At 59.1% G+C, this 17,789-nt stretch carries 11 protein-coding genes; 4 read left to right on the top strand and 7 right to left on the bottom strand.

Annotation, left to right across the window (positions count from 1 at the left end; genetic code table 11):
- The first annotated feature begins 23 nt into the window (after positions 1-23).
- On the top strand, positions 24-2,762 hold the full coding sequence (locus tag JOD50_RS05625; protein ID WP_204880751.1) for a YhgE/Pip domain-containing protein: 2,739 nt from the start codon (positions 24-26) through the stop codon (positions 2,760-2,762).
- A gap of 71 nt (positions 2,763-2,833) precedes the next feature.
- Here JOD50_RS05625 and JOD50_RS05620 read toward each other — a convergent pair whose 3' ends face one another.
- The gene (locus tag JOD50_RS05620; RefSeq protein WP_204880750.1) at positions 2,834-2,992 is read right to left on the bottom strand and encodes a hypothetical protein; all 159 of its coding nucleotides are present in this window, start codon (positions 2,990-2,992) and stop codon (positions 2,834-2,836) included.
- 195 nt (positions 2,993-3,187) lie between these two features.
- Here JOD50_RS05620 and JOD50_RS05615 point away from each other — a divergent pair, with 195 nt between their 5' ends.
- Positions 3,188-3,754: an NAD(P)H-dependent oxidoreductase gene (locus JOD50_RS05615; protein WP_204880749.1), complete on the top strand. Its 567-nt coding sequence runs from the start codon at positions 3,188-3,190 to the stop codon at positions 3,752-3,754.
- Between the two features lie 125 nt (positions 3,755-3,879).
- Here the strand turns inward: JOD50_RS05615 and JOD50_RS05610 are convergent, their stop codons facing one another.
- On the bottom strand, positions 3,880-4,110 hold the full coding sequence (locus JOD50_RS05610) for an amphi-Trp domain-containing protein (RefSeq protein WP_204880748.1): 231 nt from the start codon (positions 4,108-4,110) through the stop codon (positions 3,880-3,882).
- Positions 4,111-4,379: 269 nt separating this feature from the next.
- On the opposite strand from JOD50_RS05610, the gene JOD50_RS05605 reads away from it, so the two are divergent.
- Positions 4,380-5,906 carry a short-chain fatty acid transporter gene (locus tag JOD50_RS05605; RefSeq protein ID WP_338052033.1) on the top strand — a complete coding sequence of 509 codons (1,527 nt, stop codon included), beginning with the start codon at positions 4,380-4,382 and terminating at the stop codon, positions 5,904-5,906.
- Positions 5,907-6,033: 127 nt separating this feature from the next.
- Here JOD50_RS05605 and JOD50_RS05600 read toward each other — a convergent pair whose 3' ends face one another.
- Positions 6,034-7,614, bottom strand: coding sequence for a GMC family oxidoreductase (locus tag JOD50_RS05600; protein ID WP_204880747.1), 1,581 nt, complete (start codon positions 7,612-7,614; stop codon positions 6,034-6,036).
- A gap of 501 nt (positions 7,615-8,115) precedes the next feature.
- On the opposite strand from JOD50_RS05600, the gene JOD50_RS05595 reads away from it, so the two are divergent.
- Positions 8,116-8,742 carry a hypothetical protein gene (locus JOD50_RS05595; protein WP_204880746.1) on the top strand — a complete coding sequence of 209 codons (627 nt, stop codon included), beginning with the start codon at positions 8,116-8,118 and terminating at the stop codon, positions 8,740-8,742.
- Here the strand turns inward: JOD50_RS05595 and JOD50_RS05590 are convergent.
- The 4 genes from JOD50_RS05590 to JOD50_RS05575 all read right to left on the bottom strand — a co-directional run bounded on the left by JOD50_RS05590 (position 8,739) and on the right by JOD50_RS05575 (position 17,641).
- On the bottom strand, positions 8,739-11,414 hold the full coding sequence (locus JOD50_RS05590) for a choice-of-anchor M domain-containing protein (RefSeq protein ID WP_204880745.1): 2,676 nt from the start codon (positions 11,412-11,414) through the stop codon (positions 8,739-8,741). The genes JOD50_RS05595 and JOD50_RS05590 overlap by 4 nt on opposite strands.
- Positions 11,415-11,657: 243 nt before the next feature.
- The gene (locus JOD50_RS05585) at positions 11,658-14,810 is read right to left on the bottom strand and encodes a type I restriction endonuclease subunit R (RefSeq protein WP_204880744.1); all 3,153 of its coding nucleotides are present in this window, start codon (positions 14,808-14,810) and stop codon (positions 11,658-11,660) included.
- Between the two features lie 51 nt (positions 14,811-14,861).
- Positions 14,862-16,091: a restriction endonuclease subunit S gene (locus JOD50_RS05580; protein ID WP_204880743.1), complete on the bottom strand. Its 1,230-nt coding sequence runs from the start codon at positions 16,089-16,091 to the stop codon at positions 14,862-14,864.
- Positions 16,088-17,641: a type I restriction-modification system subunit M gene (locus JOD50_RS05575; RefSeq protein WP_239541734.1), complete on the bottom strand. Its 1,554-nt coding sequence runs from the start codon at positions 17,639-17,641 to the stop codon at positions 16,088-16,090. The genes JOD50_RS05580 and JOD50_RS05575 overlap by 4 nt, the downstream gene beginning before the upstream one ends.
- Positions 17,642-17,789 lie beyond the last annotated feature (148 nt).

Below are 17,789 nucleotides of genomic sequence, written 5' to 3'. Positions count from 1 at the left end.
CAGATACTTAAGAGCTCACAATTATGGCTTCACACACAGATTCACAGCAACAACCCGCACCGGAATCATCACCACCTGATGATGCCAACGTTGACACCCACGCCAGCGCAGACAACGCCGGCACCGGCACCAGCGGAAACGAACCGACCGGTTTCAAGGGGTTCCTGCATCGGTATGGCCGGCTCACGATCTCGCTGATTGCGGTGGGCTGCATCCCGCTGATTTATGCGACGATGCTGATCCTCTCCAACCTTGACCCGACGGGCAGGCTCAACTACATCCCCGCGTTGATCGTGAATGAGGACACCGCGGCGGAGGTCAAGGGCGAAACCATCAACGTGGGTGATGAGCTCACTAAAAAGTTGATGGAGAATGATTCGGAACAGAACCTCAACTGGGACACCGCCACGGCTGCGGACGCAAAGCATGCGTTGGAGCATGGTGATGCGCTAGCGGTGTTGACGATCCCGGAGGGGTTCTCAGAGCATCTGGCGCACGCGGCGAAGGCCTCGCAGAAGGAGGCCTCGATCGAGGAATCGGCCTCCGCGCACATGACTATCCAGACGAACGATTCAACGAACTTCATCATGGGGCAGATCGCGTCTTCGGTTGAGGACAAGCTGACCACGGAGTTACGTTCGCAGTTCGCTAAGGAATACCTGGAGAACGTGTATGTGAGCCTCACGGAGATCAACGGTTCGCTCACGGATGCCGCGGATGGTTCGGGTGAGGTCACGGATGGCGCGAATTCGGCGCGCGATGCTTCGGGTGAGTTGAGCTCTGGCCTGCTGCGGTTGTCCGATGGCACCAAGAGTTTGCGTGACGCCTCGGGTGAGCTGAACGCTGGCGCAAGCAAGTTGTCCGGCGGTGCGCGTGAGCTCGCAGCTGGTTTGGCCGAGTTGAAGTCCAAGACCTCGTCGATGCCCGATGCGGCGAAGGCTTTAGATGCGGGTGCCGGCAAGCTCGCTCAGGGTGCTGGTACCGCGAACGATGCGATCCAGCAGTTGTTCTCGGGTTCCAAGCAGTTGAGCTCGGGCACGGGTGAGCTTAACAGCAAGATCACTGAGTTGAATAAGCGCGCGCAGGAGCTGACCGGCGCGAACGATCAGTTGTTGGCTGCCGCTGAGAAGGCTCAGAAGGATTTCGATGCGTTGCACCCGAATGTCACGATCGATTTGGATCCGGCGGCGCAGCGTGTGGATGGTTTCCTGAAGGACCTGGAGGGTTCGGAGGAGTTCCAGCAGTTCCTGAAGGATAATCCGAAGTTCGCTAAGCGCTTCGGTACGGCACAGCAGGATGCGGCGGATATTCGCGCGGGCATCGATTCGGTGCGTGAGGCCGCGAAGAACGCTGGGCTGACGGATGGCAACAAGAAACCGCTGCTTCCGGAGGAGATCCTGCAGAAGCTGCGCGAGGGCAATGCTGCGCTGAAGAAGGGCGCGGGTGAGCTTAACGCCGCTACCGGCAAGTTGAATGATGGCGCGACCACGCTTTCCAAGGGTTTGGGCCAGTTGGCTGAGAAGTCCCCTGAGCTCGCTGACGGCGCCAAGCAGCTTAAGGACGGCACCAAGCAGCTGGCCAAGCAGGCTCCTGAGTTGGTGGCTGGCATCGGCAAGCTCAACGATGGTGCCGGTGAGTTGTCGAAGGGTGCCGGCAAGCTTGCGGATGGCACTGGCCAGTTGCAGGCTGGCGTGGGCAAGCTCGATGACGGCGCGAAGGAAGCGCACGATGGCTCCAACCAGTTGCATGACGGCTTGGGGCAGCTGGCTGATGGTTCGGGTGAGCTCACGGATGGCCTGAAGGATGGTGCGGGCAAGGTCCCGGCGTTCTCCAAGGATGAGAAGAAGAAGCTCTCCGAGGTGAACTCCGCGCCGGTCACGGGCGAGCTTGAGCGCATCAACGAGATGGCGAATAACGGTACGGGTTTGAGCCCGTACTTCATGTCGCTCGCGTTGTGGATTGGCGGTATCGCGTTCTTCATGCTGCTCGCGCCGATCCCTGAGCGGCTGGTTCGTAAGTACCGCGGCAAGTGGTATTCGTTCATTCAGATGGCGTTCGCGTCCTACAGCCGTGCCGCGATCATGGCGATCGTTCAGGCCGCGATCATCACCATCGTCGTGCAGTTCATTTTTGGGCTTGAGGTGGCGCACCCGTTCCTGCTGTGGGGGCTGGTGACGTTGGGTTCGCTCGCGTTCCTCGCGGTGAACCAGGGGTTGGTGAGCTTGTTGGGTGCGCCGGGCCGGTTCCTTTCGCTGATCCTGATTGTGTTGCAGATCGCTTCGGCGGGCGGTACGTATCCGTGGCAGACGATGCCGGGGATCCTGCGGGATATTCACCCTTACTTGCCGATGACGTACACGGTTGAGGCGTTCCGTTCGCTGATCGGTGGTGGGGTGATCCTCAGTACGTCTGCGGCGGCGAGCATCCTGATGGGGTGGCTGATCACCGGGTTCCTGATGCTGGTGCTCGCGTGCTTCTTGGTCACGCGTGTTGAGGCCGTGCGTGACTGGGCGACGCTTGCGCCGGGGTTGCCGGGTGGCGGTAAGTCCTCAGCGATTGAGGGCATGAAGGAGGAGCACGCCGAGATCAAGGCGGAGGCAGCTGAGCGGCGCGCTCGGGCTATTGAGCGGCAGAAGATGCGGCTGGCACGGAGGAAGGCGAAGCGGAAGGTGCGCGAAAAGAAGAAAGCGCAGGCCGCGGCGGCGAAAGCTGAGGCGGAGGCGAAGGCGCAGGCTGAGAAGGAAGTCGACGTCGACGCTTAAGTAGACGCTGAAACAGGGGCGCGGCCAGCGTTAGTGCTGGCCGCGCCCTAATGTTTGTTGGCGTTGGAGTGTTACACAGCCCAGCCGGCCCAGGCTTCGTTGGATTCCGGGCAGTGTGTGGTTTTGTGTGGTCCGCGGTGGTTGAGGCGGATGATCCGGGTTTCGCTGGCGAGCATGTTCATGCCCCAAGCGCGGGTGTTGGCGAGGCTGTTTTTGATTTTGGTGAGCATGATTCTGCTCCTTTCACGAGGTTCACCCAGGTGTTGGCCTGTGGTGTGGTCCTTGGTGTTATCCACTGTGTCGTGTGAGGTGCTTCACGTGTAGTGGGAAAAGCTTTAGGCCGTGGAAGTGTGTGGAAGCATGCCGCGACCCCTCACCTAAAATGTCCACTGGACAAATGTCAAAGATCTTTTGGAGGATGCTTCGTGGCTAAGCCGACATTGACCATCGTGATTGCTAGTACCCGACCAGGCCGTAAGGCGTTGCCGATCGGGCGGTGGTTTGAGAAGGTGGCGCGCGAGCATGGCGAGTTTGAGGTTCAGGTTGCTGACCTCGGCGAGATCAACTTGCCGATGATGGACGAGCCGAAGCATCCGCGCCTGCATGATTACCAGCATGAGCACACCAAGAAGTGGTCGGAGCTCGTGGATGGTTCGGACGCGTTTGTGTTTGTGATGCCGGAATACAACTTCGGTTTCCCTGCCGCGATCAAGAACGCGCTGGATTACCTGTGGATTGAGTGGCACTACAAGCCGCTTGGTTTTGTCAGCTACGGTGGCGCTTCCGGCGGTATGCGTGCAGTGCAGACGTTGAAGCCGATCACGTCCACGCTCAAGCTGTTCCCGCTCACGGAGCAGGTGGCGTTGCATGGTTTCGGCAAGCACCTCAAGGACGGCGAGTTCGTCGCCACCGAGGATCACGTAGCCGCCGCGAAGACGATGCTTGAAGAGCTGCAGCGCGTTGAAGGCGCGATGCGCTCGCTGCGTTCGTAGCTTCAGTTTCAGTTGCGGTCGTAAAAGCCGCTGACAAGCGATGCCGCCGTGTACTGGTTTCCAGTGCACGGCGGCATCGTTGTGTTTAGGCGGGGCTGTCGCTTAGGCGGGCAGCCCCGGCGGGATTATTTCCAGAAGATCTTGACTTCGATTTCCGACTTTCCGCCTTGTTTGACTTCGATTTCGTATTCGTAACCAACATGGTCGGGTACGTCGACGGTGACGTCGGTTTCGCCGGACTGGACGCGCACTTTGTTTTGGCGTTCGAGCGCGTCGGCTAGGTCGCGCAGGCGGGCGGCGGCCTGCTCGCGGCTCATGGACTCTTCGGATTCGTGTTCAAACAGTTTCTCGCTCATGAACCCATTCAAGCACCTGCAGGGAAACACGGGGTGACGTTACGCGAACAAGTCCGTCGTCCACTTCACAGTCCGGGAATTCGCACGCCCCTGTTTTTATTTCGTCATGTTCGTCGCCCCACCCTCCCGCAGCGCATACGCTCTTTCTCAACGTCCGCGGCATACCAGTTTGTAGCTACGGAAAGGGGGCCTCTTCGCCGGGCGTTAACGCGATGCCGCGCGGCGTTGAAAGTGTGTAAATACCAACACTCAACGAGCCCTTAGGGGGAATGATGAAAAACGGGGTTCTAACCCTCAAGCGGAAGCGTCAAAAGCAAGCCGAACCAGACGAAGATGGCTTGCAGACAACGCAGACACAATCCGCACAAACGGAAACACAAACACGAACAGAAATACAAACACAGACAGAATCCACACAACTAAAGACCAGCCAATTACAGACCGGTAAGAAGAAACGAGGGCCGCTTGAAGCGGCGGTCCAATTCTTCTCGAATCTGATGGATCGATATCTACCCGATCCGTTCGTCATAGCAATATTCCTAACAGTCACGACGATGGCTTTAGCGGTCATAGTTCGAGGCACTAGCCCACTCAAGGTTGTCGATTACTGGGGCGCAGGTTTATGGGACCTGTTGGCCTTCTCAATGCAGATGACTTTGGTGCTGTTGTCGGGTTATGTGCTCGCGAAGACACCACCGGTGGATCGCTTCCTGGACAGCTTGGCTTCTAAGATTTATTCGCCGCGCGTCGCTATCGCCACCGCAACTGTGGTTGCTGGTGTTGGTTCTTGGCTGAATTGGGGCTTCGGCCTGGTGATGGGCGGTATTGTTGCGCAAAAGCTCGCGATGAACGTTAAGGGCTTGCATTATCCGCTCGCTATTGCCGCGGGCTATTCAGGTTTTGCTGTATTTGGTTTTGGGATTTCGGCTCCAGTCCCGCTGCTGTTGGCTACGCCGGGCAGCTTTATGGAGAAACAAGTGGGTGTGATTCCGCTTTCGGAAACGATTTTCACCCCGCAATTGTTGCTGACGACGTTGGCAACGCTCGTTATTTTGCCGCTGTTCAACATGCTGTTGCACCCTACGGACCCAGCGAAGGTTCGTGAGATTAATAGGGCTGCTTTCGGAACAGTTTCGACGAAACCTAAGCAGGTTGAGACCCCTACTATTGCTAGCCGGTTGAATGATTCCCGGGTTATTGGCATTGGTTTCGGGTTGATCGCGATGGTGTACGTGGCCCGCTACTTCCTCAGTGGCGGCGACCTGAACCTGGACATGGTCAACATTTTGCTGCTGTTCCTCGCGATCTTGCTGTTCGCGCGCCCATCGGCATTCCTTAACGCCGTGAATGACGGCATCAAGATCATTTCTGGCCTCGTCATCCAGTACCCGTTCTATGCGGGCATCATGGCTATCTTGAGTGCGTCTGGTTTGGCGGTCGCTGTCGCCGATGCGTTCGGTGCGTTCGCAACCGCGAAGTCGCTGCCGTTCTGGTCGTTCATTTCCGCTGGTTTCCTGAACCTGTTCATGCCTTCCGGTGGCGGCCAGTTCGCTGTTCAGGGGCCGGTGATGGCGGAAGCGGCCACCGCGCTGGGCGCGGACCAGGCGGCCACGGCGATGGCCGTTCAGATTGGTGACCAGTGGACCAACATGATCCAGCCGTTCTGGATCCTGCCCGCACTCGCGATCTCTGGGCTGAAGCTGCGCGATGTGATGGGCTACCTGGTGCTGATCCTCGTGGTGCTCGGAATCATCTACACGATTTCCGTTCTGGTGTGGGGTTTCCTCCTCACCTAACCCGCCAGTCTGAGGCTGGCTGAGCTAACCGAAGCGGGGGTTGTCGCGATGCGTCGCGACAACCCCCGCTTTTGTGTCTGCGCCCCAGAAAGGTTCTAAAACAGAACGGTTCTAGAACAGAACGCTCCTAGAACGGTTGCTTGCCGGTGATGTGGGCTGCGGCTTTCTCGCCGATCATCACGGATGGTGCGTTGGTGTTGCCGGAGGTCACGACTGGCATGATGCTTGCGTCGGCAACGCGCAGGCCGTCAACGCCGTAGACGCGGAAGCTTTCTGGGTCCACGACGGCGTCCTCGCCCGTTCCCATCGCGCAGGTTCCAACCTGGTGGTGGTAGGTGGTGCTGGTTGCGCGAATGTACTCTTCAAGATCGGCGTCAGTATCGGTGACCTCAGGTCCTGGATACAGCTCGGTGGCACCCCATTCTTCGGTGAGTTGTGGTTGCGACGCGATCTGGCGGCATTGGCGCAGCGAGAACTTCATCGCCTCCAAGTCGTCAGGGTGCTCGTAGGCGGCGAGGTCGATCTCCAATGGGTCCTTGACGCCTGGGCCGGTGAGCTTGATGGAGCCGCGGGACTTCGGCCGCACAATCCCCGCCAACAGTGAGAAGCCGACGTCGGGGCCGGTCATCGGGAACGCGGCGTGGCGCGTATACATAGGCACGCTGAAGAAGATCGGCTGGGTGTCCACCACTGGCTGGTCAGGTGAGGACTTCGCAAAGAAGTGCACCTGAGCAGCGGCCTCAACCACGGGAGGCAGCTCTTTTTCGGTGGTGCACACCACCGGTGAAAGCAAGTGGTCGTGCAGGTTCTGGCCGACTCCTGGCAGGTCGTGCACCACATCGACCCCAGCGTCTTTCAAGTGGTGGGCCGGTCCGATACCCGAACGCATCAGTACGACCGGGGAACCCAACGCACCCGCGGCGAGCACCGTCTCCCCTGCGACAAGGTCCACCGTCTCTTCAGCGCCGTCGTGGTTCACGATGACCCGCGCGCCGGTCACCTTGTTGCCATCCAGGGTCAGGGTCTCGACTTCTGCGTTGGTGATGAGCTGAAGCTTCGGGTTGTCGGCCTCGGGCTTGAGGTAGGCACGCCACGTGTTGAAGCGCTTCTTGTCGCGGATGTTCAGCTGCATCCATGCAACGCCGTCTTCCTCACCGGAGTTGTAGTCCGGGTTCTCTGGGACGCCGGCGGCGACGGTCGCGTCATACATGGCCTGCTGGATGGGGTGGCGAGAGTAATCGGTGCGGACGTCGAGCGGACCGTCGTGTCCGCGGGTTTCCGGGTCGCCTTCAGGATAGTTCTCGATGGCTTTGAAGTATGGGAGGACGTCGTTCCAGGACCAGCCGGCGCAGCCGTGTTCGGTGGCCCAGCCGTCGAAGTCTTCTTTAGCGCCGCGAACCCAGATGGTTGCGTTGAGTGCATGGGATCCACCGAGGACCTTGCCGCGCGGGATCTGGATCTGCTGGTTGGCGGCGTTGGCTTGTGGGGTGGTGGTGAAGTCCCAGTCGTGTGGCCCGCTCCAGAGCAGACCAAGGCGGGAGACATCGTCGATGTCCGGGTTGGCGTCCTGGCCGCCGGCTTCTACGACGGTGACAGTGTGTCCGGCGTCGAGGAGGCGGCGAGCGATGACGGAGCCTGCTGATCCTGCGCCGATGACGAGGTAATCCGTTGCGCGGTAGGTGTTCGTTTCAGTGTTGTGTTCTGACATGGATGTCTCCTGCGAAGTAAGCCCTGGCTACGGCAGTTGCACCCGTTCGGCACACCAACCGGAAACCCTGTGACCTATATCACTTTACAGATGTGACCGCACCTGGCACCGAAGAACCCTTTACGCCTCGGTTTTATTTCGTTTTCGTGACGTGATGGACTACATGGTCCTGATCCTCATCGCGCTCGAAATCATCTTCGCCGTATCGGTTCTGGTGTGGGGCTTCATGCTCGCCTACCCCACCAGCCCGAGGCTGTGTCTCCAACGTAGCTGACTAAACACACGAGCGGGGGTTGTCGCGATACATCGCGACAACCCCCGCTTCCGTTTCTACGTCAACCCACCACCCCCGGGTTCACCTGCCGTTCACCGACGGTCGCTGACCAGTTCACCATGGGCGGCTAACGTGATTTCAAAAGATACTTCCTTTAACCTTAGCGTCAGGTTCCTGCAGTTCCACCAGCGAAAGCGGTGACTGCACCGAAGATAAAGGACGTCGCTGTGACAACCTCACCAGAAGCACCGAATACTTCGAAAACTCCGATGGCTCGCAGGCTTCTCAAGAAGGTCCCGCCTCAGATCCGAATTATCTTCGGCGTCCTCGGATTACTCCTGATCTTCGGGCTGTTCTACCTAGGGATGCAACTGTTCATGCTCCTGGTCGTAGTGATGTTGGAAGTGCCGTGGGTCGCATCAGGGATTCTCCTCGGGATCTTCCTCATACTGCTCCTCCCATGCAAGGGGTGGACCGTGTTCGGTACCCTCCTGTTCATAGTCGGGGCCATCGTCAGCGCGATCGCGGACGTCCCTGGCAACCCGATCTACAACGCGCCGTTTGAGGCACTGTTCCTCAACGAGGGCGAATACCTCTACGCTAGCGTCATCATCGAGCACCCCACCCAAGGCGAAACAGCCGTCACCCCCGACAACATCATCGTGGATGCAGAGGGCAACGAGCTCCGCGACATCAACGACTTCCTCACGTTCCTCTACCGCCTGGTTCTGTATTCCGTCATCTACGGCGTACTCATCACGCTGCGCGGCTTCCTCGCGAAAATGAAAACCACATCCACGAGCGCCTCCCCTCGCAAGAAAGGGAACGACGAGGCTCACCTCAAGACGCCTTAGGCACGTCGGCGGCGCATCACCATCAACAACGCCATACCCGCCACAACAGTCACGGCCGCCAACGCGGCTGGCACAACCTCAGCCCCCGTGCGGGCCAACGCTCCCCCAGCCTCCGATGGAGTGGCAGCGTCCGATGGGGTGGTTGCGTTGTCTGTGCCGCCGGCTTCCGATGGGGTGCCGGCGTTATCGGTGGCACCAGCGTTGTCGGTGCCACCCGGTTGCGTTGGGTCGGCTGGCTGACCCGGAGCCATTCCCTCGGTTGGCTCCTCCGGCGTCACGTCGTCACCCGGCTGCTCAGTTGGCTCGTCGCCCGGCTCGCCCGGCGTTGGCTGATCCGTCGGCTGCTCGGTCGGATCTTCCGGCGTCGGCTCTTCCGTTGGCTCCTCCACTGGAGGTTCCGTGTCGCCAGGTTCGTCGGTGGCGGACTTCTTCTCGACCACGAACGTCAGCCGCTGCGTTTCAGCGGTAGCCTCCCCGCCATCGTTATTTGCGGCAGTACTGCGGGCCTGGGCTCCCTGCTCGCCGTCGCCGGACTGCTTGGCGCGGGCCGTCACATCGATCGTGTAGGTGCCCGGTTTAGTGAACGCCCACGCGGTGTGCATGTGGGTTCCCGGAGGAAGCGGCACGTCGGAAGCTTTCTCACTCGAGGCATACATCCGGTTGATGGCGCCCAGGTTCTCGGTGTACGCGAACCACTTGCCGCCCTCAGGCGCGCTCACCGGGGTGAGCGTCATGGTTGCGCCCTCGGGGTACTTCACGCGGTCCAGGGCCTCACTCGAGAAGCCCGGCCACACACGCCCCGGCTGCTGCCCCTGCGGCAAAACATACAGCTCGCTACCCTTCGGGCCGAGCACGTCATAGCTCTCATCGGCCAGCACGTTGCCCTCACGCTTGACCTTCGCGAGCTTGGTGACCTCCAGGGTCGTCGAGTTGATGGTTCGGAGCACCGACTCCTTGGCGTGCTGACGCGAATCATCACCCAACGCCACCGAGAACTTCCCGTCTACCTCCATGGCGCGCAAGTCCACGTGGCCGTTGTTGATCGTCACAGGCGTGTCCAGGATCGCGCCGTCGGAGCCGTCGGTCCCGTCGTCGCCTTCGCCCGGGTTCGGCTCAGGGCCGCCCGGTGCTGGTTCGCCCGGCTCCGGCGCAGTGCTTTCCCCGACGCCGGAGAACTGCGTCTCAACCGTCTTACCCTTGCCATTGACCTGGCCGAGGTCGATCACGTCCGTGTTGCCGATCGCAGCGCGCGGCTGCGGCTCCAGCGTAAGGCGAAGCGAATAGCCTTCGCCCTTGCAGTACTCGCTGTCGGCCACGATGGTGCGGCGGCCCGGGCCGCTCACGCCTTCAACGGGGCAGGTCGGCTCGTCGTAGCCTTCCTCATAGAAGCCGCCGGTGACGTTATAGATCAGCGAGTCGTCGGCTGGCTTGGTGTCGATGTTGATGAGGTCGCTCTTGCTCTGTGGCCGTGCGGTGACGGACACATCACGCGAACCGACCGTGACCTCACCCTTCGAGAACTCACCGGCGGGCGCATCGGGGGTTTCCTCAGGGAACTGGCCGGCATCCTGCGTGGACACGGCATTCTGTCCCGTGGTGGCGCTCAGCGGTGCGCTGATCCAGCGGGCCGCACCCTTAGTCGGCACGAACACGGCCTGGAAGTTCGAGGTCTGCGAGCCGATCATCTCGCTCCACGTCGCGGTGCCGTTCTTCACCGGGACCTCGGCGAGGTGATAGCCGTCGATGTAGAACACCACCGTGCCCTCAGCGTCCTTGCTGCCGGCGTTGAAGGTCAGGTCGGTGAGGTTCTTGTCGCCGTCGAGTTCACTGCCGGCGTGCGGGACGATGGTGAAGCTCGGCGCGGATGGCTCAGCAACGCCGACGCTGGCCGCCTTGTTGTATGCGGCGCGGACGTCTCCGAGCTTTTCATCGGCAGGGTTGGTTCCGCCTACCCGCCACACGAGCGTCGTGGGCTTGGAGGTGATGAAGTTGCCGTCGGTTGTGCGCGCGGTGGCGTCGAACGTGACTTCGTAGCGGCCCGGCTTGGTGAAGGTTGTGATGTTGTGCGTGTGCGTGCCGGGGTCCAGCCAGACGGTGCGGGACACCTTGTCGTGCGAAGAGAACAGGCGCGTGACCGGCAGGCTGCCGTACGTGGAGTAGTTGAACATGTTCATCTGGCCGGGGCCGTTGAAGCCGACCATTTCCAACGCGAAGTTCCCGTCCTGAAACTGCTCGATGGGCACCGCGGTATCCGCTCCGAAGCCCGACCAGATGGGGCTGTTGCCTGGCCCTGGAACTTGCGGCGCCATGTAGAGCAGCTGGCCATCTTTGCCGAGGAAGTCCAGGCGAGGGTCTGCGGTGATGGGGAATGTGTAGTTTTGGCTGCCGTCGTCGTTGTAGCCGCGGCCTACCCAGTTGGCGGTGGTTTCGAGCGGAACCGTTTTCCCATTGGACTGCGAGTTGATCGTGAACGTGCCAGCTTGCTTGTTCCAGAAAACCTTAGGAGCGTCGATGTGGGCTTTCGTTTCCACGCTGCGGCTGTCATCCGGCCCTGCATAGGCAGGGGCCGCGCCGAGGGTCAGTGCCGCAGTGATGCTCGATGCGGTGGCGAAGGTGGTTGCCGCGATGGCCGCGGCGGCGAGGGAGGCACGGATGGCCCGGAGGACGCGCATGAACCGCTCCTTAGCTGGTGATGACTCTGCTGGTGATGACGCTGTTACGAATGATTCAGTTGCTAATGATTCGCATATTGCTAATCATTCTCATTTTCAATAGCTGGCGAGACAACATTAGCGGATCTGCGAGCATCGCGCCACATGGCTAGCGCCAGCAGCCCCTGAGTGGTCTACATGCGCACAGGGGCGGCTGGTCGTAGTTGCAGTTGCGGCGGTCAGCGCCGCTTAGCCGAGCGGCACTCACCCGAGCGGTTCGTAACGTTCCAGGAACTCCGTCATCTTGTTGAGCACGCGTTCCTTGACTTCGGCGCGGCTCTCACCGCCGGTGGTGTTGCCGAAGAAGCTCATGCGGGGTAGCACTTTGCCGATGTCGGTTCCGATGCGGGGGACTTCCCCGGCGTCGAAGGCGCTTTCCATGAAGTCTCGCGCGGCAGGCTCGCGGAGTCGTTCTTCTTCGATGAGTGTTCCGAGTTCTTGTTCGCGGCGTTGACTGATGAACGCGACCCACTGTTCGGCAACGCTCGCGTCAGTGTTGACGAGTTCGATGAAGTCCATGAACAGGTCACGTTTATCGCGCAACGTCGGGCTGGATTCAACCGCCTGCAACACTTGTTCCTTGTACTGGTAGTCCGGAACCTGGGATTTCAGCATCGGTTCGCGGAACTTCTCAACCAGCATCAGAATGTAGTCAACGTTGACTTCCACTTGCCGCATCAGCTCGATCTCGAACACAAGTTCAAGCTGTTCCGGTTGCGGCTCGTTCGCCTCGGCATCCGCCCGCATCTCATCGCGCACCGCGAGGTAGACGCTCTGCAGGTCTTGAATGTCGCGCGGGGTGAGGTCATCATCCTCGGGGAACTCATCGAACCCGGCCAACAGGTTCCGTAGCTTCAGGATCTCGCCGAAGACTTCGGCGAAGTGCCGCTGTTCGCTTTCACTCGCAGGCACCCCGGTGCCGGGGGCATGGAAGGCCAGCATCTCTGCGACTTTGAGCCGGTACTGGTCCAGGTAGTGCTCGTATGGCTCCAGTAGCGCGATACCTTGCGCGTCAGCGTTCCCGAACAACGCGAGGGCGTCTTCGGTGTTCTCTTGGAGGTCACGGAAGCACACGATGTTCCCGTACCGTTTGACGGTGTTGAGGATGCGGTTGGTGCGTGAGAACGCCTGGATCAGCCCGTGGTATTTCAGGTTCTTGTCTACGTAGAGCGTGTTCAGGGTTGGGGCGTCGAAGCCGGTGAGGAACATGTTCACGACCAGCAGCAGGTCTACTTCGCGGTCTTTGACCCGCATGGAGAGGTCGCGGTAGTAGTTCTGGAAGTTGTCGCCGTTGGCGTCGTAGCTGGCGCCGAAAATCTTGTTGTAGTCGGCGATGGCGGTGTCCAGGAATTCGCGGTTCTCACCGCTGAGCCCGCGGGTGTCGAACCCTTCTTCCGCGAGGATTCCGGCTTCGGGGTCTTCGTTGGCGCCGTAGCTGAAGATTGTGGCGACTTTCAGCTGCTGATGCTCCGGCAGCTCGGCCTGCTGTGCTTTGAATTCGTTGTAGTAGAGCTTGGCCGCTTCAACGGATTGCACGGCCATCATCGCGTTGAAACCGTTGACGCGCCGCTTGACTGTGATCGCTTCGCCGCCTCTACCCCGTGTGCGAGCGACGTCAGCGGTGTTGCTCGTGACGGTGTGGATGTACGTGGTGTTGGATTCGCCGGTATCTGTTAGGCGTCGGGTGTGCTGGTTGAAGTGTTTGAGGATGTAGCTGGTGACGGCGCTGATGCGTTCGGGCGCCATGAGTGCGGCTTCTTCTTGCGCGCGGCTTGCGTCTTCCGCAACTACCCCGCCGGCACGCGCCAGCACGCTGTTGTACGCGAGTTTGAAGGGGAGGACGTTCTTGTCTTCGATCGCATCGACGATTGTGTAGGTGTGGAGTTGTTCGCCGAAGGTTTCCTCGGTGGTGCGCAGCACTACGCGGCCGTCGCGTGCACCGTAAGATTTGCCGGCGTTATCGCGGAAAATCGGTGTTCCGGTGAACCCGAAGATGTTGTATTTCTTGAATTTCTTGGTGATCGCGTTATGCATTTCACCGAATTGGGATCGGTGGCATTCGTCGAAGATGATCACCGTGTGTTCGTTGTAGATCGGGTGTTTCGCGTTCGCAGCAACGAAGTTGGAGAGTTTTTGGATGGTTGTGATGATGATGCGCGCGTTGGGGTCCCCCATTTGTTCGGTGAGAATTTTGGTGGAGGTATTGGAGTTCGCAGCACCTTTTTTGAAGCTGTCGTATTCCCGCATGGTTTGGTAGTCAAGGTCTTTGCGGTCTACAACGAACAGGACCTTGGGGTTGCTGGGGAGCGCGGTGGCGAGTTGCGCGGTTTTGAAGCTGGTGAGTGTTTTGCCGGAGCCGGTGGTGTGCCAGATGTAGCCGCCGGCTTGGGTGGTGCCGAGCATTTTGTTGTTGGCGGCTACGTCGATGCGCTGGAGGATGCGTTCGGTCGCGGCGATTTGGTAGGGCCGCATGACCAGGAGGTTGCCGTCTTCGCGGAGCACACAGTATTTGGTGATGATGTTGAGGATGGTGTGTTTGGCGAAGAAGGTGCGGGTGAAGCCGCCCAGGTCTGGGATGATTTTGTTTTTGCTGTCTGCCCACCAGCAGGTGAAGGCCCACGTGTTGGGGGTGCGTTTGGTGTTGTCGGTTTTCTTGGGGCGGGTGGTGTTGGAGTAGTACTTGGTGAGTGTTCCGTTGGAGATCACGAACACTTGTACGTAGTCGAAGAGGCCGCGGCCTGCCCAGAGGGATTGGTTTTGGTAGCGGGCTATTTGGTTGAACGCTTCGCGGAGGTTGACGCCGCGGCGTTTGAGTTCGATGTGGATGAGTGGCAGCCCGTTGACGAGGATGGTGACGTCGTACCGGTTGGAGTGGGTCGCGGAGCCGGGGCCGGTTCCGGCGTCGACGGCGTATTGGTTGATGACTTGGAGTTTGTTGTTGTGGATGTGGGTTTTGTCGATCAGCCGAATGTTTTTGGTGGTTCCGTCTTCGCGGCGTAACAGTTGGGTGTTGGCGTTGTGGAGGCGCCAGGTTTTCTCTTTGGGGCCTTCGTTGGCGCTGGAGATGGACGTTTCGAAGAACGTTTCCCATTCCGCGTCTGTGAATTGGATGTTGTTGAGCGCTTCGAGTTGGGTGCGCAGGTTCGCGACGAGGGCGGCCTCGTCGCGGATGTCGGCGTATTCGTAGGCTTGCGCTTGGAGTTGCGCGATGAGGGCGTCTTCGAGTTGCGCTTCGGACTGGTAGGCGTCCGATGCGGTGGTGTCGGGTTCGTAGGTGGCAACGACGGTCGCTTCATCGCTGACCGCGATGGGGGCGATTGTGCCGCGGCCCAGATCCTCGATTGTGGAGCGTTCCATCCCTACCTATCCCCTACCCTGCCGTTAACGAGAACCGAAGTGGAAGTGGGTTTATGCCGCTTCTGGTTGCAACTCTTTGAAGGTCAATAGTTTGTCTCGATAGTACTCATACTGTTTCCGCCGAGCCTCGATCTCGGCCGGCAAACCAGACGACAAGTCGTTCACGAGCGCATCAAACTTGTCGAGAACGTCGGCAATCTCCCGCTGGACCTCAATCGGCGGGCACGGAAATTGGAAGCTCTTGAACTTACGCCGATCCAACGTTGGAATACTCGCGTTACGAACGTTCTGACGGCACCAGTCCCCGAGCTTGAAAAAATAAAAGTATAGAAAATTCAGATCAAATCTCTGTTTCCATTCAGGCTTCAGTGTCAAGACTGTAAATTGCTGATTCGCAAGGAAAGGAACTTGAACCAGAGCATGATCGCCGATCGTTGCCGTCGTAGCAACAACAAATGAGCCCGGTACAAAAGGCCCACCTTTCTTTACCGCAGCTTCGTTCACCTTGGTTTGAGCCGTATTTAGCCTCGTGCCAAGTAAGCGCAGGTCGTCCATGCGTATCCATGGGATCGTCCCGTCTTCCCAGTATTCTTTGTTGCTTTTTGCCGGGGTGTAGCCGCCCTTGAGGGTGAAGGCGTCGTCCAAAGCAACTTGTGGCCACTCCTCCAGTTCGAGGAGCTGGTCGCGGTAGTGTTCGTACTGCTTCCGGCGAGCCTCGAGCTCAGCCTCGAGCTCAGCCTCGAGCTCAGTAAAAAGATCAAGGATCTTAACGATCTCCCGCTGCACCTCAATCGGCGGAACCGGGAAGACCATCTTTGCAAGGCTAGCTGGCGATATTCTCCGGACTTTAGTTCCCGTTAAATAGCGAAGTTTCTGCTGATGGAACTCTTGCGTATTGAACCAGTAGGACACAAACTTTGGGTCTTGCTGATGCTCAAAAATGACCGCATCACCGCTCACTGCCGCGGGGCTATCTCCTAGCCATGCAACGGCTTTTCCGACCGCTTCATCGTCTTCGCTTGTCGTCGCTATGACCAACGCACCCGGCTGAGCCTTACGCGCTTTCTCATATGTTGAATCGTTGAGGAAAGAGATAGTTTTGGACGCAGAAATGTTGTAAACAGTATGAATCTGGCCGTAATGGATTCCCGGTTTTCCTGTCTCAAACAAGTCTTTGCGCTGAAAGATCCCGCCCCTAACAAAGCCTCCAACTTCGCCAAGCGGTTTATGCTCAACCCCGTTGGGGCAGAGTTCTTGGATCAGTTTCTCGACGCGGTTCACTTGGCTGCACCTGCTTCGAGTTCGGCGACGATCGCGTCGATGCTGGTCCGCAACGCGGCCTGACGCTGGACGATTTCCGCGATTTCGGCGTTCAACTGAGCAATGTCGATCTTTTCGCGGGTATCTTCCATCTCCACGTAGGAGCTCACGGAGAGGTTGTAGTCGTTCGCCGCGATCTCCTCAGCGCTCGCCCGCTTGGAAACGTACTGCTCCTCGCTGCGCTCCGCGACCATCTCAACGATCTTGTCGCGGTGCGACGGCGCCATCACATTATGTTTACCCTGCCGCACGAAGTCCTTCGACGCGTCAATAAACAACACGTCATTGTCCTTCTTGGACTTCTTCAACACGAGCACACAAACAGCAATCGTGGTGCCAAAGAACATGTCCTCCGGCAACTGAATCACCGCATCGACATAATTGTTGTCCACCAAGTATTTACGGATCTTCTGCTCCGTGCCCCCGCGATACAAAACCCCAGGGAACTGCACCAACGCGGCCGTGCCATCGACCGCAAGCCACGCAAGCACATGCATCGTGAACGCGAGGTCCGCCTTCGTCACCGGGGCCAACACACCGGCCGGAGCGAACCGCACATCGTTAATCAGCAACGGATTATTCTTACCCTCCCACCGCGTCGAATACGGCGGGTTAGACACAATCGCATCAAACGGCTGATCATCCCAATGCTGCGGATCAATCAGCGTATCCCCGTGCGCGATATTGAACTTGTCATAGTTCACGTCATGCAAAAACATGTTGATGCGCGCCAAGTTATAGGTAGTCAGGTTGATCTCCTGACCGTAATACCCCTGCCGCACACCATTCGGGCCCAGGACCTTCGCGAACTTAAGAAGCAGCGAACCCGAACCGACAGCCGGGTCGTACACGCGCTGCACGCTGTCCTTACCGATCACCGTCAGCCGCGCCAACAGCTCACTGACCTCTTGCGGCGTGTAGTACTCGCCGCCGGACTTACCGGCCTGCGAGGCGTACATCTGCATGAGGAACTCGTAGGCGTCACCGAACATGTCGATGCCCTCATCGTGCTGCTCCCCCATGTCCAGCTCACCGATCGCGTTGAGCAGCTTACGCAGCTTCTCGTTGCGGCGCTCCACCGTGTTACCCAGGCGGGTCGAGTTCACATCAAGATCATCGAACAGGCCTTTGAGGTCGTCTTCGCTCGCATGCCCCACCGATGAGCCTTCGATGTTTTGGAAAACCTTCTCCAGGGTCTCGTTCAGGTTCTCGTCCTGCGCCGCCCGCTTGCGTACGTTCACGAACAGTTGCGAGGGGAGGATGAAGAAACCCTTCTCATCCACCATCATCTGACGGATCGGTTCAGCCTGCTCATCCGTCAGGTCCGCGTAGCTGAAGCCTTCGCCCTCGTTCTTCTCGATGAAGGTCGCGAGGTTCTCCGAAATGAAGCGATAGAACAGCATTCCGAGCACATAGCTCTTGAAATCCCAGCCATCCACCGCGCCGCGGAGCTCGTTCGCGACCTCCCAAATAGTCCGGTGCAAACGATCCCGCTGAACCTCACGCGACAAAGAACCCACAACAACCCCTCACAACCCAGGCACGCGAATGGAAGCCAAAAGAAAGCTTTCTGACAGGATATGTCAGGTCCTTTCGCCAAGGTCGATAAGGCGCGGGTTGTTGCGCGGCGGCGGGACTCGCGCTGATCGTCGAGCCTTC

Origin of the sequence: Pseudoglutamicibacter cumminsii (assembly GCF_016907775.1) — a bacterium.
GTDB classification, from domain to species: domain Bacteria; phylum Actinomycetota; class Actinomycetes; order Actinomycetales; family Micrococcaceae; genus Pseudoglutamicibacter; species Pseudoglutamicibacter cumminsii.
This window is presented reverse-complemented; position numbering and strand designations above follow the sequence as displayed.